Consider the following 21,943-nt stretch of genomic DNA (forward strand, 5'->3'; position numbering starts at 1 on the left):
GGGGGTGATGCTTGAAGCGAGTCCGTGCTCAGAACGGGATATCGTCGTCCATATCCTCGAAACCATTCGAGGCGGGCTGCTGCGGCCGGCGCGCAGCGCCACCGCTCTGGCCGCCGCCCTGGCCGCCGCGGCCACCGCCGTAGCCGCCGCCCGACGCTTCGCGGCTGTAGCCACCACCGCCGCCTGCGCCGCCACCGTAGCCGCCTTCGTCACCGCCACCGCCGCCACCACCCTGGCGCGAGCCCAGCATCTGCATCTGGTCGGCAACGATTTCAGTGGAGTACTTGTCCTGGCCCGACTGGTCCTGCCACTTGCGGGTGCGGATGCGGCCTTCGATATAGACCGACGATCCCTTGCGCAGGTACTGGCCGGCGATTTCGGCGATCTTGCCGAAGAACGAGACGCGGTGCCATTCGGTGGCCTCCTTCATCTCGCCGCTCTGCTTGTCCTTGTAGCGATCGGTGGTCGCCAGGCGGATATTGGTCACGGCGTCGCCGCTGGGCAGGTAGCGGGTTTCCGGGTCTGCGCCGAGGTTGCCGACGAGAATGACTTTGTTGACCGATGCCATGAAATGTTCTCCAAAAGCCACGCGCTGTGTTGAAAAGCGTGGCAATACGATGACGGTAAAGCGGATGTAGTGTGACGCGATACTGCGGCGACGTAAACGAACATCGCGCCCCCGGCCAGACGTCGGGTGGCGCGATCATGCTAGGCCTTTTCCAGGCCGGATTCTTTACGATGTGATGCGGATCAGGCCGGCGTTGCCGGTGCAGCTTCCTGCCCGCGCGCCGGCGGCGCCTTCATGCTCCAGGCGATTATAAGCCAGAGCAACAGCACCACCGCGCAACCGACGAACACGGCGCTGCGCCCCTCGTGCTTGAGCAGCCAGCCACCGGCCGCGCCGCCCAGGAACAGGCCCAGCGCCTGCGTGGTGTTGTAGACGCCCAGCGCCGCCCCGCGCGCGGCCGCGGCGTAGCGCGACACCAGCGAAGGCTGCATCGCTTCCAGCACGTTGAACGCGACGAAGAAGAGCAGCAGCACGCCGACGATGGCCCACAGCCCGTGCACGGCGGCAAACAGCAGCTGCACCGCGGTCATCAGCGCGACCGCGCCCAGCAGCACCGGGCGCACGCGGCCGTAGCGCTCGGCCGCCATCATCGGGCCCAGCATCAGCACGAAGGACACCAGCACCACCGGCAGGTAGACCTTCCAGTGCTGGTCCAGCGGCATGCCGGCATCGGCCAGCATGGTGGGCACCACCATGAACATGGCCACCTGGGAAGCGTGCAGCGCCAGCACGCCGACGTTCAGGCGCGCCAGGTCGGCGTTGAGCAGCACCTTGCGGAACGGCAGGCGCACCGGATGCGGCGGCGGCGGGGTCGGCACCAGGAACAGCGTCACGCCGATGGCCACCAGCCCCAGCACCGACATCAGCCCGAAGATGCCGGACATGCCGATGCTGTGCAGCAGCGGCGAGGCAATCACCAGCGACAGCGCGAAGGTCAGGCCGATGCTGCCGCCCACCATCGCCATCGCCTTGGTGCGATGCCGTTCGCGCGTCAGGTCGGCGATGCAGGCAGTGATGGCCGCGGAGATCGCGCCCGTGCCCTGCAGCGCGCGGCCGGCGATGATGCCGCTGAGCGTGTCGGAAAAGGCGGCCACCAGCCCGCCGGCGATGAACAGCAGCAGCCCGGCCACCATCACCGGCTTGCGCCCGATGCGGTCGGACAGCCAGCCCAGCGGGATGTGCAGGAATGCCTGCATCAGGCCATAGATGCCCATGGCCAGGCCCACGCGCTGGGCGTCGTGCCCGTCGGGCAGGCTGTGCGCGTATTCGGCAAAGACGGGCAGGATCAGGAACAGGCCCAGCATGCGCAGCGCGAAGATGCTGGCCAGCGACACGGCGGCGCGCAGCTCGGCGCGGGTCATGCGTTCGCGGGCGGGGGCCTGGGATGCGTCAGCGGCACCCGCACCCGGGGAAGAAGACTGGATCGACGGCATTGCGATCGTGGGATCGTGGAATCTGTCAGGCTGGCTGCCGGTGCATCGCAACGGCAGTTTCGATCGGGATCGCGGGGGGAAGTTGCCGCCCGGAACCCGGGGCCGGCGGCGGCTTCGCCGGGCGCCTGCATGGCGCGGGCCACCCCGGAAACCGAAGTTGGGTATATTAACAGGTTTGCTCCTTCGCGCTTCCCGGGTCACCTGGCCATGCCAGCTGGCCCCCGGGCGTGTGCCCGGGCGCGCATTCCGGCCGTCGCCAGCGGTCGGAAGTGCCAAATACGGTACTTGTTTCTGGGTTTTGCGATTCCTTCAGACAGCCTTGCCAACCCCGGCAGGGCGGCCTGTCTGGCGACGACTTTTCGGCATATGGAAGAAATCAAGATCCGTGGGGCGCGTACCCACAACCTGAAGAACATCAATCTCGACCTGCCGCGCAACCGGCTGATCGTGATCACCGGCCTGTCGGGCTCGGGCAAGTCCTCGCTTGCCTTCGACACGCTCTATGCCGAGGGCCAGCGCCGCTACGTGGAGTCTCTGTCCGCCTATGCCCGCCAGTTCCTGCAGCTGATGGAAAAGCCGGACGTGGACCTGATCGAAGGCCTGTCGCCGGCGATCTCGATCGAGCAGAAGGCCACCAGCCACAACCCGCGTTCGACTGTCGGCACCGTCACCGAGATCCACGACTACCTGCGCCTGCTGTACGCCCGCGCCGGCACGCCCTACTGCCCCGACCACAACCTGCCGCTGCAAGCGCAGAGCGTGTCGCAGATGGTGGACGCCGCGCTGGCGCTGCCCGAGGACACCAAGCTGATGATCCTGGCGCCAGTGGTGGCCGACCGCAAGGGCGAGCATTCGGACCTGTTCGACAGCATGCAGGCGCAGGGCTTCGTGCGCTTTCGCATCCGCTCGGGCGGCGGCACCGCGCACGAGGCCGAGGCCAAGGTCTATGAGGTCGATGCGCTGCCGAAACTGAAGAAGACCGAGAAGCACACCATTGAAGTGGTGGTGGACCGCGTCAAGGTGCGCGCCGACATCAAGCAGCGCCTGGCCGAATCGTTCGAGACCGCGTTGCGCCTAGCCGATGGCCGCGCGCTTGCGCTGGAACTCGACAGCGGCAAGGAGCATATGTTCAGCTCCAAGTTTGCCTGCCCGATCTGCTCGTACTCGCTGCAGGAGCTGGAGCCGCGGCTGTTCTCGTTCAACAACCCGATGGGCGCCTGCCCTAGCTGCGACGGGCTGGGCCAGATCACCTTCTTCGATCCCAAGCGCGTGGTGGCCTTCCCCAACCTGTCGCTGGCCTCGGGCGCGATCAAGGGCTGGGACCGCCGCAACCAGTTCTACTTCCAGATGCTGCAAGGCCTGGCAGCGTACTACGACTTCGACACCGAGACCCCGTTCGAGGAGTTGCCGGAAAACGTGCAGCAGTCGGTGCTGCACGGCTCGGGCGAGCAGGAAATCCCGTTCACCTATATCAACGAACGCGGCCGCACCACCGTGCGCGAGCATGTGTTCGAAGGGATCATCCCCAACCTGGAGCGCCGCTACCGCGAAACCGATTCGGTCGCCGTGCGCGAGGAACTGGCCAAGTACCAGAACAACCAGCCCTGCCCCGCCTGCCAAGGCACCCGCCTGCGCACCGAGGCGCGCCACGTCAAGCTGGGCGAGGGCGAGCAGGCACGCGCGATCTTCGAGATCAACGGCTGGCCGCTGCGCGACGCGCTGACCTACTTCCTGACGCTGGACATGCACGGCGCCAAACGCGAGATCGGCGACAAGATCATCAAGGAGATCTCGGCGCGGCTGAACTTCCTGAACAACGTCGGGCTGGACTACCTGTCACTGGAGCGCAGCGCCGATACGCTGTCGGGCGGCGAGGCCCAGCGCATCCGGCTGGCGTCGCAGATCGGCTCGGGTCTGACCGGCGTGATGTATGTGCTGGACGAGCCCTCGATCGGCCTGCACCAGCGCGACAACGACCGTCTGATCGGCACGCTCAAGCACCTGCGCGACATCGGCAACTCGGTGCTGGTGGTCGAGCACGACGAGGACATGATCCGCGCCTGCGATTACGTGGTCGACATCGGCCCGGGCGCCGGCGTGCACGGCGGCATGATCGTGGCCGAGGGCACGCCGCGGCAGATCGAGGAGTCGCCGGCATCGCTGACCGGCCAGTACCTGTCCGGCCAGCGCCGCATCGAGGTGCCGAAGGAGCGCGCCGCGCCCGACGATGAGCGCCTGCTGCGCATCGTCAACGCCAGCGGCAACAACCTGCGCAACGTCACCGCCGAAGTGCCGGTGGGCCTGCTGACCTGCATCACCGGCGTGTCCGGCTCGGGCAAGTCGACGCTGATCAACGACACGCTCTACCATGCGGTGGCGCGCCACCTGTACGGCTCGACGCCGGAGCCGGCGCCGCACGACCGCATCGAGGGGCTCGAGCATTTCGACAAGGTCATCAACGTCGACCAGAGCCCGATCGGACGCACGCCGCGTTCCAATCCGGCCACCTATACGGGCCTGTTCACGCCCATCCGCGAACTGTTCGCCGGCGTGCCGTCGGCAAAGGAGCGCGGCTACGACCCGGGCCGCTTCTCGTTCAACGTCAAGGGCGGGCGCTGCGAATCGTGCCAGGGCGACGGCGTGCTCAAGGTCGAGATGCACTTCCTGCCCGACGTCTATGTGCCGTGCGATGTCTGCCACGGCAAGCGCTACAACCGCGAGACGCTGGAAGTCCTGTACAAGGGCAAGAACATCTCCGAGGTGCTGGACCTGACCGTCGAGCAGGCGCACGAGTTCTTCAGCGCGGTGCCGGTGGTGCGGCGCAAGCTGCAGACGCTGCTGGACGTGGGCCTGGGCTATATCCGGCTGGGCCAGTCGGCGACCACGCTGTCGGGCGGCGAGGCGCAGCGCGTCAAGCTGTCGCTGGAGCTGTCCAAGCGCGACACCGGGCGCACGCTCTATATCCTGGACGAGCCCACCACCGGGCTGCACTTCCACGATATCGAGCTGCTGCTCAAGGTCATCCACAAGCTGCGCGACCAGGGCAATACCGTGGTCATCATCGAACACAACCTCGATGTCATCAAGACCGCGGACTGGCTGATCGACATGGGGCCGGAAGGCGGCGCCGGTGGCGGCCAGGTGATCGCGCGCGGCACGCCGGAGGATGTGGCCAGGAGCAAGGCGAGCTTTACGGGCAAGTATCTGAAGCCATTGCTGGAGCGGTAAGGCCTTAGGAATTTTCGGATACAGGCCCGGCAAGAATTGTCGCGACTCGCTTACGCAAGCGATTGCACAAGTTGAGGTGTATCAAGATGAGGTGAGCTTGCCGCTGCTGAGGCGGGCCTGCCCCTTCAGTCCAGCCCGGCGTTGGGCAGCACCCGCGCGCGGCGCGGCGCTCCGCCCGGCTGCAGTTCGATCGCGACGCCGCCACCGCTGTCGGCGCCGTGGCCGCTCAGCGCGGTGATCACCACTTGGTGCGTGACCAGCAGGTAAGGCCCGCCGCGCGGATCGAGCCCGTCGATAAAGCGCGAAAGCTGCGCGGTCTGCGCTTCCCGGCGCTGTGCATCCGCGCCAAAAAATGAATTGAGCAATGGCTGGACCCGCACCGGACCCAGGTCGATCAGGCGGGCGGTGTCCTGGCAGCGGCACCAGGCGCTGCTGTAGACCCGCGTCGGCCGGAAGCCCGCCGCCTTCCAGCTGCTACCGAGCCTCGCCGCCTGCTGCCGGCCGTTCGCGTCCAGGTTGCGCTGGGTCGAACAGTCGTCCAGCTTGAAGCCCGGCGGATCGCCGACCCCCGGCGCACTCGCATGCCGCAGCACGACGACGACATTGGGGCGCTTCAGTTCACTGACGGCGATTTCGCCCTGTGATGCCGGAACGACCTGGGCGGCGGCCACGCACGGCGCCATGGCAAGCCATGCGAGGAAGAGGCGAAGAAGCGGCATCGGCGTCTCCGGTGACGGGCCAGTCCATCCGGTATAGCAGGTACGCGTGCCATGCGAGGATCCCTGCCCGCTTGCATTCACCACCCCGCGCCCTACCATGAACCGGATGGCGGCAAGCCGCGCCGCCATTCTGGAGCCAGCCATGGAACTGACGGTCGTACCGGTCACCAAGCCGGAAGCCACCAACTTCATCTTCGGCCATTCGCATTTCATCAAGACCGTGGAAGACCTGCACGAGGCGCTGGTCGGCACGGTGCCGGGCATCCTCTTCGGGCTGGCGTTCTGCGAGGCCTCGGGCAAGCGCCTGGTGCGTTGGTCGGGCACAGATGAAGACCTGATCGACCTGGCCTGCGAGAACGCCCGCGCCATCGGCGCCGGGCATACCTTCGTGATCTTCCTCGGCGACGGGTTCTTTCCGGTCAACGTGCTGGCCGCGGTGCGGGCAGTGCCGGAGGTGTGCCGCATCTTCTGCGCAACGGCCAACCCGACCGAGGTGATCATCGCCCAGACCGATGCCGGACGCGGCGTGGTGGGCGTGATCGATGGTGCCTCGCCGCTGGGGATCGAGACCGATGCCGATGTGGCCGAGCGCAAGGCGCTGTTGCGGAAGTTCGGCTACAAGCTCTAGCGTCGCCGCTCAGTGCTGCGCTGCCTGCACCGCCGGCACCGCCGGCACATCGTCTTCCTTCATCCGGCTGCGGTTGAGCACCCCAGCCTGCTCCAGCACCGGATAAGCCGTCGCACAGAACAGCGAATTCAGCCGTTTGAGCTCGCTGATCACATCCAGGTGCAATGAGCTGGTCTCGATGCTCTCGGCGGTCTGCACCGCCACGCGCTGCAGGTGGGTGCGCGCGTACTTGCGCTCCAGCTCGCGGAAGTTCGCTTTTTCCGCCATCAGCGCCTGGGCGCTCTTGAGGTCGCCGTTGAGAAACACCGACAGGCCCAGCCGCAGATTGGCGACCAGGCGCGCGTGCATCTCGGCGATTTCCTGCATTCCCGCCTCCGAGAACATCAGGTTGTGGGCGATCTTCTTGTCCTTGGTATCGAGCAGGATGCGCTCGATGATGTCGCCCGCGTGTTCCAGGTTGATGGTGAGCGAGATGATCTCGGTCCAGCGCTGGCCGTCGCGCTCGTCCAGCGCTTCCAGGCTGATGCGCGTCAGGTAGAGCTTGATCGCGGTGTAGAGGTCATCCACCTCGTTGTCGATGCGGCAGGTGGCGTCGGCCAGCTTGGCGTCGTTGGTGCGCAGCACGCGCAGCATGTTGTCCAGCATCTGCTCGACGCGGTCGCCGATGCGCAGCACTTCGCGCGCGGCGTTGGCCAGCGCCAGCGTTGGCGTGGACAGCGCGGCCGTATCGAGGTGGCGCGGCGTGACCTGGCTGTCGCCGGTGTTGCGCCCGGGCAGTACCTTCTCGCACAGCCGCGCCAGCGGCGCGGTGGCGCCCAGCAGCAGCACCGCCAGCGCGACGTTGAACAGCAGATGGAAATTGACGATCAGCCGTTGCGGGTCATGGTCCAGCAGCGCCAGCAGCTCCTCGGCCTGGCCCAGCAGCGGCAGCGCCACCAGACAGCCCAGCAGGCGCGACAGCAGGTTGCCCAGCGTCACGCGTTTGCCCGGCTGGTTGTTGCCCGAGGTGGTCAGCAGCGCCGAGATGCCCGAACCCAGGTTGGCCCCCAGCACCAGCGCCAGCGCCACGTGGATCGACACCACGCCGGCCGAGGCCAGCGCGCCGCAGAACAGCACCACGGCCAGGCTGGAATAGCACAGGATGGTCAGGAAGGCGCCGACCAGCATGTCCAGCCCCGCGTCGCCGGTCAGCGAGGCGAACAAGACCTTGACGCCGGCAGCCTGCACCACGGGACGGGTGGCGATGGAGATCAGCTCGAGCGCCAGCGTGATCAGGCCCAGGCCGATCAGCACGCGGCCGACGTGGCCGGCCCTGCTGCCCTTCCAGGTCAGATGGCAGATCACGCCGACAAAGATCAGCAGCGGCGACAGCCAGGACAGGTCCAGCGAGAACACCTGCACCATCAGCGCGGTGCCGACGTTGGCGCCGAGCATGATGGCCAGCGCCGGTGCCACGGCGATCAGGCCCTGGCCGACGAAGGAGCTGACGATGACCGCGGTGGCATTGCTGCTCTGGACCAGCCCGGTGACGCCGAGCCCGGCAAGGAAGGCGGTGAAGCGGTTGGAGACGCTGGTCGACAGGACATGGCGCAGGTTCGCGCCGTAGACGCGCAGGATGCCGACCTTGACGATGTTGGTGCCCCAGACGAGCAGGGCAACGCCTGATAGCAGGTGAAGGAGTACGCCCATGGTGCGCCTTTGTGTGACCAGTGCCGACAAAACCCTGGAGGCTAAGCCCGGTCATCGTGTAGTTGTCAATGAGGCATTATGCGCCCGTCACCCGACAGCGGCAACGGCATGGGCGCGGCGCGCGGGCAATGGGCAACACCGGCGCGCGGATGCGCGCCAGCGGCGCCGCTCAGGGCAGCGCGACCTTGATCCCCAGCCCGACGAAGATCGCCCCGGCGGCGCGGTCCAGCCAGCGGCCGGTGGCCGGGCGGCGGCGCAGCCAGGCGCCCAGCCAGCCCGCGCACAGCCCGAACAGCGAGAACACCACCGCCGTCTGCAGCATGAAGACCACGCCCAGCAGCAGGAACTGCAGCCCCGGGTGCGCGGCATCGGCGCGCACGAACTGCGGCAGGAACACCAGGAAGAACAGCGTCACCTTGGGATTCATGATGTTGCCGAGCACGCTCTGGCGGAACACGCGCGCGAGCGGCACCGCATCGACATCACCGCCCTGCGCCAGCCCGCCCTTTGCGCGCAGCGCCTGGATGCCGATCCAGATCAGGTAGGCCGCGCCCGCATACTTGATCAGCTGGAACGCCAGCGGCGACGAGCGCAGCACCGCGGCCAGCCCCACCGCCGCAATCACAGTGTGGAACAGGCACCCGACCGAAAAGCCCAGTGCCGCGACCAGCCCCGCGCGCCGGCCCTGCGCCATGCCGCGCGCCAGCACCTGCAGGTTGTCGGGCCCCGGGGCCACAGTCACGGCAATCGAAGTCAGCAGGAACAGCAACAGGTCAGGCATGGGGTCTCCTTGCGTGGAAATCTTGCGGGCCGGTCAGCGTGGCTCAGTGCCCTTCGAACTTGCACACGGTGAACAGCGGCAGCCCGCCGTCCTGCAGCAGCTTCGAGCCGCCCAGTTCGGGCAGGTCGACGATGGCGGCGCCCTCCACCACCGTCGCGCCCAGGCGCTCCAGCAGCTTGCGTCCGGCCATCATGGTACCGCCGGTGGCGATCAGGTCGTCGACCAGCAGCACGCGGTCGCCGGACTTGCAGGCGTCTGCATGGATCTCGACGGTGGCGCTGCCGTATTCCAGCTCGTACTCCTCGGCCACGGTCTGGAACGGCAGCTTGCCCTTCTTGCGGATCGGCACAAAGCCCAGGTTCAGCTCATACGCGACGATCGCGCCCAGGATAAAGCCGCGCGCGTCGATGCCCGCCACCAGGTCGAGCTGCGCATCCATGTAGCGGTGCACGAAGACATCGATCAGCACGCGCAGCGTCTTGGGGTTCTGCAGCAGCGGGGTGATGTCGCGGAACATCACGCCCGGCATGGGCCAGTCCGGCACCGTACGGATGCGCTCGCGCAGGTAGCCGGTGACGTCGCCGAGCTCGGGGGACTGGATGATGGAGTCTGCCATAGGGGTCTGGAAACGGTAGGCGCGCAGCGTGGCGCGCCAATCAGAAAGAGGGGTCGCAGTGGGTCGCGGCAGGATGGCCGCCGGCGCGGTAACCAGTTACCACCCGCGCCATCGGGGCGGCCAGCACAATGGCCCTGCCGGCCCGCTTGGCTGGCCAGGGGCCGGGCTGCCGCGTCCGGCACCCGCCGGACACCCGTAACCATACAGGAGAGCGCGATGGCAAAGAAGATTCTGATGCTGGTGGGCGACTACGCCGAAGACTACGAAACCATGGTGCCGTTCCAGGCACTGCAGATGGTCGGCCACACCGTGCATGCGGCCTGCCCGGACAAGCAGGCGGGCGACGCCTGCGCCACCGCTATCCATGACTTCGAGGGCGACCAGACCTACACCGAGAAGCGCGGCCACAACTTCACCCTCAACGCGAGCTTTGCCGAGATCGACCCCGCCGGTTACGACGCACTGGTCATCCCCGGCGGCCGCGCGCCGGAATACCTGCGCCTGAACGCGCGCGTGCTGGAGATCGTGCGCCACTTCGCCCAGGCGGACAAGCCGATCGCCGCGGTCTGCCACGGCGCCCAGCTGCTGGCCGCGGCAGGCGTGCTCGAAGGCAAGACCTGCTCCGCCTACCCGGCCTGTGCGCCCGAGGTGAAGCTGGCCGGCGGCACCTATGCCGATATTCCCGTCGACCAGGCCCATACCGACGGCAACCTCGTCACGGCCCCGGCCTGGCCCGCGCATCCGGCCTGGCTGGCGCAGTTCCTTGCCGTGCTGGGCACGCGGATCGTACATTAGAGCTTTCCGCACGCGGCGCCCCCACGCGTGAAGGCACGGCCCGCCCCATCCGCGAGCCGTGCACATGCCCGCAGGCTGCGCCGCCCGCACGGGAGCATCCATGTGTGAAATCTTTATCCGCGCCAATCCGGCGTCGTACCAAAGCCAGTCGCGCTCGCTGCGCCTGCATGGCGTGGCCACCAGCATCCGGCTGGAGAGCCTGTTCTGGGAGGTGCTGGAAGAACTGGCGCGGCGCGACGACATGACCGTCAACCAGCTGATCACGCGCCTGCACGATGAACTGACCGAACATCGCGGCAGCGAGGCGGTGGCCGGCAATTTCTCGTCCTTCCTGCGCGTGTGCTGCCTGCGTTACCTGATGCTGCAGGGCGAAGGCCGCATCCCGGCCGATGCCAGCGTGCCGATCCGCTCGCTGGACGCACGCGCCGTGCTCGACAACCTGCCGGAATCCTGGGTCGAGGCGCGTCCGCACTGACGCGCACGACGCCCTGGCTCAGCCGTTCAGGATGCGAGTTTCCGCAGCCTCCAGCGCCTCGGGCGGGCCGCGCAGCACCACGATATCGCCCGGCTCCAGCACGGTCTCGGGCTCCGGATCGAAGGCGCGGATGCCGCGCCGGCGCACCGCGGTCACCTCCACGCCGATCCGCTCCAGCCCCAGCACGCCAAGACGCCGCCCCACCGCCGTGGATTGCGGCCCGAGCGACACGGAATGCAGCCGTACCGAATCGCGCTCGACCATGTCCTCATCATCGTCGCGGCCGTGGAAATAGCCGCGCAGCAGGCTGTAGCGCGCGTCGCGCGCCTCCTGCACGCCGCGCAGCACATGCCGCATCGGCACGCCCAGCAGCACCAGCGCGTGCGAGGCCAGCATCAGGCTGCCCTCGATGATCTCGGGCACCACCTCGGTGGCGCCGGCCTTCTGCAGCGTATCGAGCTCTGAATCGTCCACCGTGCGCACGATAACCGGCAGCGCCGGCGCCAGTTCCTGCACGTGGTGCAGCACCTTGAGCGCCGATGGGGTGTTGGCATAGGTGACGATCAGGGCGGCGGCGCGGTGGATGCCGGCGGCGATCAGCGCCTCGCGCCGGCCCGCGTCGCCGTAGACCACGGTATCGCCGGCCGCGGCGGCCTCGCGCACGCGATCGGGGTCCAGGTCCAGCGCCACATAGTTGATGCCCTCGCGCTCCAGCATGTGCGCCAGGTTCTGCCCGCTGCGGCCGAAGCCGCAGATGATCGCGTGCTTCTCGGTCTGCAGGCTCTGCGCGGCAATGCGGGTCATGTTCAGCGACTGCATCAGCCATTCGTTGGCGGCAAAGCGCAGCACGATGGCGTCGCTGTACTGGATCAGGAATGGCGCGGCCAGCATCGACAGCAGCATCGATGCCAGGATCACCTGGATAAGCACCGGGTCGACCAGGTTCAGGCCGTCGATCTGGTTCAGCAGCACGAAACCGAATTCGCCGGCCTGCGCCAGCCCCAGCCCGGTGCGGATCGCCACCCCCTGGCGCGAGCCGAAGACCCGCGCCAGCAGCGCGATCAGCACCAGCTTGAACAGCACCGGCACCACCAGCAGCGCCAGCACCAGCCATACGTGGTCGAGCACCACTCGGATATTGAGCAGCATGCCGATGGTGACGAAGAACAGTCCCAGCAGCACGTCGCGGAACGGCTTGATGTCCTCTTCCACCTGGTGGCGGTAGGGCGTCTCGGAGATCAGCATGCCCGCCATGAAGGCGCCCAGCGCCATCGACAGGCCCAGCCGCTCGGTCAGCGCCGCCATGCCCAGCGTCACCAGCAGAAGGTTCAGCATGAACAGTTCCTGCGAGCGGCGCGCCGCCACCACGTGGAACCAGCGGCTCATCAGGCGCTGGCCCAGGAAGAAGATGACGCCCAGGGCCACCACGATCTTGACCGTGGCCAGGCCCAGCGCCACCATCAGGTCGCCCGGATCGCGCGACAGCGCCGGGATCACGATCAGCAGCGGCACCACCGCCAGATCCTGGAACAGCAGGATGCTGATGATATTGCGGCCCTGCTCGCTCTCAAGCTCCATGCGCTCGGACAGCATCTTGGAGACGATCGCGGTGGAAGACATCGCCAGCGCCCCGCCCAGCGCCACCGACGCCTGCCAGGACAGCGGGAACAGCCAGTTGAAAGCCCAGCTGGCCGGCACCACCGCCAGCATCGACAGCACCACCTGCGAGCCGCCCAGGCCGAACACCAGCCGCTTCATCGAGCGCAGCTTGGTCAGGTTGAACTCCAGCCCGATCGAGAACATCAGGAAGACCACGCCGAATTCGGCCAGGTACTTGGTCTGCGCGGTGTCGCTGGCCAGCCCCAGCGCATGGGGGCCGATCAGGATGCCGACGGCCAGGTAGCCGAGCATCGGCGGCAGCTGCAGCATGCGGAATGCGACCACGCCGAAGACGGCGGCGGCCAGCAGCACCAGGGTCAGTTCCAGCGGAGAATGCATCAGGCGGTCTGGGTGACCGGCCAGGCGCGCGTCCGACCCGGCACGGGCACCCTGCCGGCAAAATACGGCGAGCACGGCAAGCACGACGTGCGCCATGGGTCGGGCCAGGCGCCATCGCATTCGTTGGTATACTTCGTCGCCATGATAGCCAATTTCGATGCGGATCGAGCACTCAGGCTCGCCCGCGACACTCTCCAGACCGAAGCCGATGCGGTTTCCGCACTTTCCGGACGCCTGAACGGCGACTTTGCCCGTGCCGTGCTGCTGATCCTGCAATGCACCGGGCGCGTGGTCGTCTCGGGCATCGGCAAGTCCGGCCATATCGGGCGCAAGGTCGCGGCCACGCTGGCCTCTACCGGCACGCCGGCGTTCTTCGTGCACCCGGCCGAAGCCAGCCACGGCGACCTGGGCATGGTCACGCGCGACGACGTGCTGATCGCCTTCTCCAATTCGGGCGAGACCGGCGAGCTGCTGTCGATCATCCCGATCGTCAAGCGCATCGGCGCGCGGCTGATCTCGGTCACCGGCAACCCCGACTCCAACCTGGCCAAGCTGGCCGACGTCCACCTGGACGCGGCGGTCGAGAAAGAAGCCTGCCCGCTGAACCTGGCGCCGACGGCCAGCACCACCGCGGCGCTGGCGCTGGGCGATGCGCTGGCAGTGGCGGTTCTCGATGCGCGCGGCTTTGGCGAGGAAGACTTCGCGCGCTCGCACCCCGGCGGCGCGCTCGGGCGCAAGCTGCTGACCCATGTGCGCGACGTGATGCGCACCGGCAACGCCGTGCCCGAGGTGCGTGAAAACACCCCGCTGGCCCAGGCGCTGATGGAAATCACCCGCAAGGGCATGGCCATGACCGCCGTGGTGGACCCGGACGGACACGCCATCGGCGTCTTCACCGACGGCGACCTGCGCCGCCTTCTGGAAACCCCGCGCGACTGGAAGACCGTTCCCATCGGCGACGTCATGCACCGCAACCCGCACGTGGTCAACGAGAACCAGCTCGCCGTCGAAGCGGTGCAGGTGATGGAGGCCAACCGCATCAACCAGCTGCTGGTGGTGGATGACGACGGCCGCCTGACCGGCGCGCTGCATATCCACGACCTGACCCGCGCCAAGGTCATCTGAGCGGGCGCGGGCCCGGCACAACCGGCACAACGCCAAGGACACCATGCAGGCACTCCTCGCCTCCCTCAGCGGCATCGTCATGCGGCTGCTGCCGCTGCTGCTGATGGCCTTCGTGGCGGGCAGCACGTTCTGGCTGGTCCAGATCAACTCCCCCAAGGAAGACCCGGCCGCGCAAAGCGCCAAGAAGCATGAGCCCGACTACTTCATGGACCGCTTCTCGGCCACTGAGCTGGCGCCGGACGGCAGCACCAAAATCCGCTTTACCGGCGAGCGCATGGTCCATTTCGAGGATGACCAGACCTACGAGGTGACCCGGCCCGCCATGCGCGCGTATGAGCCGGACCGCCCGCCGGTCACCGCCCGCGCCGATATGGGCCGCATGAACGCCGAGGGTTCGGTGATCGACCTGTACGGCAACGGCTTCGTCATGCGCCAGCAGGGCGTGGACGTGTCCAAGGACCCGCAGCTGACCGCCGCATCCAGTTATTTCCAGCTGCTGGTCAATGACGACATCGTCAAGACCGACAAGCCGGTCAAGCTGACGCGCGGCCCGTCGGTGATGACCGCCAACGGCCTGATCTTCAACAACGTCACGCGCGAAGTACAATTGCTCGGCAATGTACGCGGCACCATCATCACCGGGCCGACCCCTGGCCGCGCGCCGGGGTCCTGAGCCCCGGCCCGGGGGCCGCACCAACCCGCACCAACGTACCCAGACGCCCTCAAGCAACCCTGCCAACATGACTGCTTCCCTGACGACATCGTCCCGTCGACGCACCGCCCCGGCCCTGCTCGCCCTGGCCATGGCCTTCGGCCTGCTGGCCCAGCCCGCCCTGGCCGAGCGCGCGGACCGCGACAAGCCGATGGTGCTGGAGGCGGACAACGCCAGCTATGACGACGTCAAGCAGATCTATACGCTGACCGGCAATGTGGTGCTGACCAAGGGCACCATGATCCTGAAGTCCGACGCCGCCGAACTGCGCACCGATCCCGAGGGCTACCAGTTCGCGGTGGCCACCGCCAAGCCGGGCAAGCAGGCCTACATCCGGCAGAAGCGCGAAGGCGTCGACGAATACATCGACGGCTGGGGCGACCGCATCGAGTACGACGGCAAGCAGGAGTACTCCAAGCTGATCGGCAATGCCCGCATGGCGCGCCTGCAGGGCGCCAAGCAGGTCGACGAGATCCGCGGCGCGGTGCTGACCTACGACAGCCGCAAGGAGTTCTACACGGCTGCCGGCGGCGGTAGCGGCGATGCCGCGGCCGCCAATCCGTCCGGCCGCGTGCGCGCGGTGCTGTCGCCGCGCCAGGACCAGAAGGCCGGCGCCACGGGCAGCGGCGGCTCGCCGCTGGACCTGAAGCCGGCGCCCGCGCCTGCCAACAAACCCTGACGCCTGGCGCCGGCTGCGTGCATCGCATGCGGCCGGCGCCAGAAACGCCTGAACGCCAGACTGTGCCAATGACCGATACCGCAACCATCGCCGACAAGCCTTCCGTCGAAGCCTCCACCGTCCTTGCCGGCGGCAGCACGCTGGTCGTGCGCCACCTGAAGAAACGCTATGGCTCGCGCACGGTGGTCAAGGACGTCTCGCTCGACGTGAAGAGCGGCGAGGTGGTCGGCCTGCTCGGGCCCAACGGCGCGGGCAAGACCACCTCCTTCTACATGATCGTGGGCCTGGTGGCGCTGGACGAAGGCGATATCGTGCTCGACGGCGACCACATCAGCGGCCTGCCGATCCACGAGCGCGCGCGCATGGGGCTGTCGTACCTGCCGCAGGAAGCCTCGGTATTCCGCAAGCTCAACGTCGAAGAGAACATCCGCGCGGTGCTGGAGCTGCAGGTGAGCAACGGCAAGCCGCTGCCCAAGGCCGAGATCGAGCGCCGCCTGGATTCGCTGCTCGACGACCTGCAGATCGCGCACCTGCGCAACAACCCGGCGCTGTCGCTGTCGGGCGGCGAGCGCCGCCGCGTGGAAATCGCGCGCGCGCTGGCGTCGTCGCCGCGCTTCATCCTGCTGGACGAACCCTTCGCCGGCGTGGACCCGATCGCCGTGGGCGAGATCCAGCGCATCGTCAGCTTCCTCAAGGCACGCAATATCGGCGTGCTGATCACCGACCACAACGTGCGCGAGACGCTCGGCATCTGCGACCACGCCTACATCATCAGCGAAGGCACGGTGCTGGCCGCGGGCCAGCCCGAGGAAATCATCGCCAATGACGCAGTGCGGCGCGTCTACCTGGGCGAGAACTTCCGCATGTGATGCAGCGGCCTGCCATGGAGCGGCAGGCTATTCGCGGGCGCACGTGGGCCTGCCACAGCCAGCAGCGATCAGACCGCATAAGCGATAGCAATTTCCGTTCCAACAACGGAAAGATGCGCATAGAATAGGTCGCATGAAACCGTCGCTACAGCTCCGCCTTTCCCAGCATCTGGCCCTGACCCCGCAACTGCAGCAGTCGATCCGGCTGCTGCAGCTTTCCACGCTGGAACTGCAGCAAGAGGTCGAACAGGCACTGACGGAAAACCCTCTGCTCGAACGCGAGAACGACTGGATCGAAAGCCCGCTGCGCGTGGCGGCCGACGGCTCGGTCAACCTGCAGAGCGCACCGGCGCCCGCGCCGGCAGAGCCGCAGGGCAATGGCGAGGCCCGCGCCGACGGCGCGGCTGACGACGACAGCTATGGCGACAGCGGCAACGGCGACGACTATGGCAGCAGCGACTGGAGCCTGGACGACTTTGCCCGCCGCCCCCAGGGCGACGAGGACGAAAAAACGCCGATGCAGCTGCGCGAAGCCGAGCCCACGCTGCGCGAGTACCTGATGGAACAGCTCACGCCGCTGAAGATCTCGGCGCGCGACAAGGGCCTGGCCATCTTCCTGATCGAATCGCTCGACGACGATGGCTACCTGAGCGCATCGCTTGAGGAGATCTGCACGGAGTTGCCGGAAGAACTCGAGTTCGAGATCGAGGAGGTCCACGCCATCCTCACGCTGCTGCAGAGCTTCGACCCGCCCGGCGTGGGCGCGCGCAACGCCGCCGAGTGCCTGGCCCTGCAGTTGCGGCGCCTGACGCACCCGCAGCGCGAACTGGCCCTGAACATCGTGACCAGCCACCTGGAGTTGCTCGCAGTACGCGACTACACGCGGCTGAAGAAGGCGCTGCAGGTGGATGAAGCGGCGCTGAAGTCCGCACACGAACTGATCCGCTCGCTGGCGCCCTACCCCGGCCATGCATACAGCCGCCCGGAGGCGGACTTCGTGGTGCCGGACGTGTTCGTGCGCAAGGGAGGCGGCGGCTGGATCGCGCAGCTCAATCCGGATGTGATGCCGAGGCTGCGCATCAATGACATGTATGCGCAAATCCTGCGTGGCGCAAAGGGTGAGTCCGGCACCGCCGGGCTGCAGCAGAAGCTGCAGGAGGCGCGCTGGCTGATCAAGAACATCCAGCAGAGGTTCGACACAATCCTGCGTGTCTCGCAGGCCATTGTCGAGCGTCAAAAGAACTTTTTCAGCCACGGCGAAATCGCCATGCGCCCCTTGGTTTTGCGGGAGATTGCCGATACACTGGGTTTACACGAGTCAACCATCTCCCGGGTGACGACCAATAAATATATGGCAACGCCGATGGGTACTTTCGAACTGAAGTACTTCTTCGGCAGCCACGTGTCCACCGAAACCGGTGGCGCGGCTTCGTCAACGGCCATCCGCGCCTTGATCAAGCAACTGATAGGAGCCGAAGACCCGAGGAATCCCCTTTCCGACAGTCGCATTGCCGAACTGCTGGGCGAACAAGGCTTCGTTGTCGCACGCCGCACCGTTGCCAAGTATCGCGAAGCCCTGAAGATCCCCGCAGTCAATCTCCGCAAGTCTTTGTAGCCGAGCCCACCGCCTGCCTGGTGAGGCTCTTTCAGAAGGAGAAGCGCTATGAACTTCAAGATCAGTGGACACCACCTGGACATCACGCCCCCTCTGCGTGAGTACGTGGAAACGAAGCTGGAGCGAATCGTCAGGCATTTCGATCAAGTCATTGGCGTTAGTGTGCTGCTCTCTGTCGACAACCATAAAGAAAAGGACCGGCGTCAGTACGCGGAAATCAATCTACATCTCAAGGGCAAGGACATCTTTGTCGAAGCGCATCACGAAGACCTGTATGCAGCGATCGACGCACTCGTCGACAAGCTGGACCGTCAGGTGATCCGCTACAAGGATCGCGTGCAAGGCCACGACCGCGAAGCGGTCAAGTACCAGATGGCCGCAGCGCAAATGCAGCAATGACCGTGCCCGGCAGCCCCGCAGCGGGCTGCTGAATCAGGATTGAACAGGCAAGCCGCGCCAAGAAGCGCGGCTTTTTTGCGCCCTCGCGTTCCCGGTTGCCGCCGGCATGCCGCGCCCGCACTGGCGGCGCGGCCCGGCTGTGGCGCCGGAGCCGATGCTTTTCACCCGAATGAGCAAGGGTGTTCGCAAGCGCTGCGCCAAGGTGTATGCTGCGCCATACAAAGAGAGGGAATCCTGGCCGTGCCCCGCACCGGTGCACCGGCTCCCCGCCGCGGAGGCACCATTGCATCACCATGTATCTTTCTGCACCGGCTTGCCCCGTTGCGCTGCACAATGCGGGAGTAGTCGCTGCTCTATAATGGGCCGGACGCCTCCGGCCAGGCCAACGGCAGGCCGGAGCCAGCCCACTGCCCGGCGGAACGGTCCGCCCGCTAACTGAAATCCTGCGCATCGCCCATGAATCGTTTGGCCAAATTGCTGCCACCCGGCAACATCACCCTCGACGTCAGCGTCACCAGCAAGAAGCGTGTGTTCGAGCAGGCCGGGCTCCTCTTCGAGAACAACCATGGTGTGGCGCGCGCCATCGTGACGGACAACCTGTTCGCGCGCGAGTCGCTTGGATCCACCGGCCTGGGCGCCGGCGTGGCAATCCCGCACGGCCGCATCAAGGGCCTGAAGCAGCCGCTGGCCGCGTTCATGCGCCTGGCCGAACCAATTCCGTTCGAATCGCCCGATGGCAAGCCGGTATCGCTGCTGATCTTCCTGCTGGTGCCCGAACAGGCTACGCAGCAGCACCTGGAAATCCTGTCCGAAATCGCGCAACTGCTTTCCGACCGCGACATGCGTGAAGGGCTGGCCACGCTGCCCACGCCCGATGCCGTCCATCAGTTGCTGATCGCATGGCATCCCTGATCCCCTGATCCCTCAAGCGGGCCGGCACCAGACCGGGCAGGCGCCAAGGCGCTTCGCAAACCGCCCCACCAGTCATACCGCATGGAACTCACCGGCGTCACCTCCCAGTCCATCTTCGACGACAACGCAGCCGACATCAAACTCTCGTGGGTGGCCGGCCTGGAAGGTGCGGATCGCGCCTTCGATGTGGAGTTCGCCCGCGAAGCCACCTCCGCCGCCGACCTGGTGGGCCACCTGAATCTGATCCACCCCAACCGCATCCAGGTGCTCGGCAAGCCCGAGATCACTTATTACCAGCGGCTGGACGACGAGACCCGCAAGCGCCAGATGGGCGAGCTGATCCTGCTGGAGCCGCCCTTCCTGGTGATCGCCGACGGCATGGAGCCGCCGCCCGACCTGGAACTGCGCTGCACGCGCTCGTCCACGCCGCTGTTCACCACGCCGGTGTCGTCGGCCGCGGTGATCGACCACCTGCGCCTGTACCTGTCGCGTATCTCCGCGCCGCGCGTGACCATGCACGGGGTATTCCTCGACATCCTGGGCATGGGCGTGCTGATCATGGGCGAATCGGGCCTGGGCAAGAGCGAACTGGGCCTGGAACTGATCTCGCGCGGCCACGGGCTGGTGGCCGATGATGCCGTGGACTTCGTGCGCCTGGGGCCGGATTTCATTGAAGGCCGCTGCCCGCCGCTGCTGCAGAACCTGCTTGAAGTACGCGGTCTGGGCCTGCTCGACATCAAGACCATCTTCGGTGAGACCGCGGTGCGCCGGAAGATGAAGATCAAGCTGGTGGTGCAGTTGGTGCGTCGCAATGACGGCGAGTTCGAGCGGCTGCCGCTCGATTCGCAATACCTCGACGTGCTGGGCCTGCCGATCCACATGGTCAAGATCCAGGTGGCGGCCGGGCGCAACCTGGCCGTGCTGGTCGAGGCCGCGGTGCGCAACACCATCCTGCGCCTGCGCGGCATCGATACGCTGCGCGACTTCATGGACCGGCAGCGCGCCGCGATGCAGGCCGATGCAGTATCGCGCGGCCAGGGCCGCTTGCTCTGAGCGCCGGCGTTTTCATTTGCTTACAACGGCGTTGACGCAGAACGTCAACGTTCTTCAGGCATGCTCCGTTTTGTGCTGTAATGGGCATCGCGCCCGTTACGGAAGCTGCAACGCCGGCAATGGCGCGCGGCCATGAAGTTTTCCACACCCAGGAGAGCAAGCATGAAGAAATTGATCGCGATGTGCGCGCTGGTCACCCCGATGATCGCCGCCAGCGCTTTTGCACAGACCACCGCCACGCCGGCAACCCCCGCGACGCCAGCCAAGCCGGCGGCCACCGCACCGGCAACGCCGGCCATGCCTGCCACGCCCGCCACCCCGGCTACCCCGGACAAGCCCGCAGCCAACGCCCAGCAGGACAAGATGAAGGCCTGCAATACGCAAGCCGCCGGCAAGAAGGGCGACGAACGCAAGGCGTTCATGAAGGAATGCCTGTCCAAGGGCGCGTCCAAGACCCAGCAGGAGAAGATGGCCTCCTGCAGCAAGTCGGGCAAGGGCAAGAAGGGCGACGAATACAAGGCCTACATGAAGGAATGCCTGTCCAAGGCAGCCTGAGCCGCAACCAGCGCCGCAAGCTGACGACAAAAACATGGCGAACCGCGAGGTTCGCCATGTTTGCTTTTGCGCGTGGTGTCATGACGCCTTCATCACGTGATGCTATGCTTCAGTTGCTATGCGCATCATCCTCATCACCGGCATATCCGGTTCCGGCAAGTCCGTCGCACTGAACGTGCTCGAAGACGCAGGCTACTACTGCGTGGACAACCTGCCGGCTCAGTTCATCCCGGAACTGACCCGCTATCTCGACAGCCAGGGCTATACGCACCTGGGCGTCGCCACTGACATCCGCAGCCGCGAGTCGCTCGACCAGTTGCCCGACACCGTGCGCGCGCTGGCCGCTGAGCACCAGGTCGAGGTGGTGTTCCTGACCGCCAGCACCGACGCACTGGTGCAGCGCTACTCCGAGACGCGCCGCCGCCACCCGCTCTCGGTCCGTACCGACGGCGTGCCGGGCCCGGGCGGTGAACCCGCCTTCAACGACACCGCGCTGATGGAAGCGATCGAGATGGAGCGTGCGCTGCTGAGCCCGCTGGCCGAGGCCGCGCACCGCATCGACACCAGCAATGTGCGCACCAATACGCTGCGCAGCTGGATCAAGGAGCTGATCCGCGACGACAGCCAGCGGCTGACGCTGCTATTCGAGTCATTCGGCTTCAAGCACGGCGTGCCCAGCGATGCGGACATGGTGTTCGACGTGCGCTCGCTGCCCAACCCCTATTACGACCTGGCCTTGCGCCCGCTGACGGGGCGCGACACGCCGGTGATCGACTTCCTGCAGGCCCAGCCAATGGTGCTGGCGATGGCCGAGGATATCCGCGCCTACGTGGAAAAGTGGCTGCCGAGTTTCATTGCCGACAACCGCAGCTACCTGACCGTGGCGATCGGCTGCACCGGCGGCCAGCATCGCTCGGTCTATATTGCGGAAAGGCTTGCCAACTACTTCCGGGCGCATGGTAATGTGCTGGTGAGACACCGAGAGCTCGCACCGGCGGGCTGACGCAGGCGGGACTGCCCACTGGCATCATTGGCATCTGCGCGCCGCGTTGGCCGGCTGGCCCATTGCTGCGCGATACCCAAGCTGGCACTGC

The 21,943-nt window shown here is 66.6% G+C and carries 21 protein-coding genes; 14 read left to right on the top strand and 7 right to left on the bottom strand.

What is annotated here, in order from left to right:
• Positions 1-28: 28 nt before the first annotated feature.
• Together AC3WRR_RS27525 and AC3WRR_RS27530 are read right to left on the bottom strand one after the other, a co-directional pair.
• Positions 29-568 carry a single-stranded DNA-binding protein gene (locus AC3WRR_RS27525; protein ID WP_011614492.1) on the bottom strand — a complete coding sequence of 180 codons (540 nt, stop codon included), beginning with the start codon at positions 566-568 and terminating at the stop codon, positions 29-31.
• 182 nt (positions 569-750) lie between these two features.
• Positions 751-2,001, bottom strand: a complete 1,251-nt coding sequence (locus AC3WRR_RS27530; RefSeq protein ID WP_011614491.1) for an MFS transporter — start codon at positions 1,999-2,001, stop codon at positions 751-753.
• Positions 2,002-2,367: 366 nt separating this feature from the next.
• Between AC3WRR_RS27530 and uvrA the strand changes: the two genes are divergently transcribed.
• Complete coding sequence (uvrA, locus tag AC3WRR_RS27535) at positions 2,368-5,229, top strand: excinuclease ABC subunit UvrA (protein WP_010814400.1); 2,862 nt, start codon at positions 2,368-2,370, stop codon at positions 5,227-5,229.
• A 125-nt stretch (positions 5,230-5,354) separates the two neighbouring features.
• Here uvrA and AC3WRR_RS27540 read toward each other — a convergent pair whose 3' ends face one another.
• Entirely contained in the window at positions 5,355-5,948 is a 594-nt protein-coding gene (locus tag AC3WRR_RS27540; RefSeq protein ID WP_010814399.1) for a histidine phosphatase family protein, read from the bottom strand.
• A 142-nt stretch (positions 5,949-6,090) separates the two neighbouring features.
• On the opposite strand from AC3WRR_RS27540, the gene AC3WRR_RS27545 reads away from it, so the two are divergent.
• Positions 6,091-6,576 carry an adenosine-specific kinase gene (locus AC3WRR_RS27545; RefSeq protein WP_010814398.1) on the top strand — a complete coding sequence of 162 codons (486 nt, stop codon included), beginning with the start codon at positions 6,091-6,093 and terminating at the stop codon, positions 6,574-6,576.
• Between the two features lie 9 nt (positions 6,577-6,585).
• Here AC3WRR_RS27545 and AC3WRR_RS27550 read toward each other — a convergent pair whose 3' ends face one another.
• The 3 genes from AC3WRR_RS27550 to AC3WRR_RS27560 all read right to left on the bottom strand — a co-directional run bounded on the left by AC3WRR_RS27550 (position 6,586) and on the right by AC3WRR_RS27560 (position 9,662).
• Positions 6,586-8,265 (bottom strand): Na/Pi cotransporter family protein, encoded by a 1,680-nt coding sequence (locus AC3WRR_RS27550; RefSeq protein WP_010814397.1) that lies wholly within the window; start codon positions 8,263-8,265, stop codon positions 6,586-6,588.
• Between the two features lie 169 nt (positions 8,266-8,434).
• Entirely contained in the window at positions 8,435-9,046 is a 612-nt protein-coding gene (locus AC3WRR_RS27555; RefSeq protein ID WP_010814396.1) for a LysE family translocator, read from the bottom strand.
• A gap of 43 nt (positions 9,047-9,089) precedes the next feature.
• Positions 9,090-9,662, bottom strand: a complete 573-nt coding sequence (locus AC3WRR_RS27560) for an adenine phosphoribosyltransferase (RefSeq protein WP_010814395.1) — start codon at positions 9,660-9,662, stop codon at positions 9,090-9,092.
• Between the two features lie 216 nt (positions 9,663-9,878).
• Here AC3WRR_RS27560 and AC3WRR_RS27565 point away from each other — a divergent pair, with 216 nt between their 5' ends.
• Both AC3WRR_RS27565 and AC3WRR_RS27570 read left to right on the top strand, forming a co-directional pair.
• Complete coding sequence (locus AC3WRR_RS27565; RefSeq protein WP_010814394.1) at positions 9,879-10,457, top strand: DJ-1/PfpI family protein; 579 nt, start codon at positions 9,879-9,881, stop codon at positions 10,455-10,457.
• 100 nt (positions 10,458-10,557) lie between these two features.
• Complete coding sequence (locus AC3WRR_RS27570) at positions 10,558-10,932, top strand: ribbon-helix-helix domain-containing protein (RefSeq protein WP_010814393.1); 375 nt, start codon at positions 10,558-10,560, stop codon at positions 10,930-10,932.
• 18 nt (positions 10,933-10,950) lie between these two features.
• Here AC3WRR_RS27570 and AC3WRR_RS27575 read toward each other — a convergent pair whose 3' ends face one another.
• Positions 10,951-12,930 (bottom strand): monovalent cation:proton antiporter family protein, encoded by a 1,980-nt coding sequence (locus AC3WRR_RS27575; RefSeq protein WP_010814392.1) that lies wholly within the window; start codon positions 12,928-12,930, stop codon positions 10,951-10,953.
• Between the two features lie 141 nt (positions 12,931-13,071).
• On the opposite strand from AC3WRR_RS27575, the gene AC3WRR_RS27580 reads away from it, so the two are divergent.
• From AC3WRR_RS27580 to rapZ, 10 genes are all read left to right on the top strand, one after another.
• The gene (locus AC3WRR_RS27580) at positions 13,072-14,055 is read left to right on the top strand and encodes a KpsF/GutQ family sugar-phosphate isomerase (protein WP_010814391.1); all 984 of its coding nucleotides are present in this window, start codon (positions 13,072-13,074) and stop codon (positions 14,053-14,055) included.
• Between the two features lie 43 nt (positions 14,056-14,098).
• Positions 14,099-14,728 carry an LPS export ABC transporter periplasmic protein LptC gene (gene lptC / locus AC3WRR_RS27585; protein WP_010814390.1) on the top strand — a complete coding sequence of 210 codons (630 nt, stop codon included), beginning with the start codon at positions 14,099-14,101 and terminating at the stop codon, positions 14,726-14,728.
• Between the two features lie 67 nt (positions 14,729-14,795).
• A complete protein-coding gene (gene lptA / locus AC3WRR_RS27590) occupies positions 14,796-15,446 on the top strand; it encodes a lipopolysaccharide transport periplasmic protein LptA (protein WP_011614488.1) in 651 nt (216 codons plus the stop codon).
• 68 nt (positions 15,447-15,514) lie between these two features.
• Complete coding sequence (gene lptB, locus AC3WRR_RS27595) at positions 15,515-16,315, top strand: LPS export ABC transporter ATP-binding protein (RefSeq protein ID WP_010814388.1); 801 nt, start codon at positions 15,515-15,517, stop codon at positions 16,313-16,315.
• Positions 16,316-16,448: 133 nt separating this feature from the next.
• Positions 16,449-17,930, top strand: coding sequence for an RNA polymerase factor sigma-54 (locus tag AC3WRR_RS27600; RefSeq protein WP_492298644.1), 1,482 nt, complete (start codon positions 16,449-16,451; stop codon positions 17,928-17,930).
• Positions 17,931-17,978: 48 nt separating this feature from the next.
• Entirely contained in the window at positions 17,979-18,329 is a 351-nt protein-coding gene (hpf, locus tag AC3WRR_RS27605) for a ribosome hibernation-promoting factor, HPF/YfiA family (RefSeq protein WP_010814386.1), read from the top strand.
• Positions 18,330-18,785: 456 nt separating this feature from the next.
• On the top strand, positions 18,786-19,241 hold the full coding sequence (gene ptsN / locus AC3WRR_RS27610; RefSeq protein ID WP_010814385.1) for a PTS IIA-like nitrogen regulatory protein PtsN: 456 nt from the start codon (positions 18,786-18,788) through the stop codon (positions 19,239-19,241).
• 81 nt (positions 19,242-19,322) lie between these two features.
• Positions 19,323-20,294 (top strand): HPr(Ser) kinase/phosphatase, encoded by a 972-nt coding sequence (hprK, locus tag AC3WRR_RS27615; protein ID WP_010814384.1) that lies wholly within the window; start codon positions 19,323-19,325, stop codon positions 20,292-20,294.
• A gap of 162 nt (positions 20,295-20,456) precedes the next feature.
• The gene (locus AC3WRR_RS27620; protein ID WP_010814383.1) at positions 20,457-20,849 is read left to right on the top strand and encodes a PsiF family protein; all 393 of its coding nucleotides are present in this window, start codon (positions 20,457-20,459) and stop codon (positions 20,847-20,849) included.
• A gap of 118 nt (positions 20,850-20,967) precedes the next feature.
• Positions 20,968-21,852, top strand: coding sequence for an RNase adapter RapZ (rapZ, locus tag AC3WRR_RS27625; protein WP_010814382.1), 885 nt, complete (start codon positions 20,968-20,970; stop codon positions 21,850-21,852).
• Positions 21,853-21,943 lie beyond the last annotated feature (91 nt).

This window comes from Cupriavidus sp. FW305-3-2-15-C-LB2 (assembly GCF_058787575.1).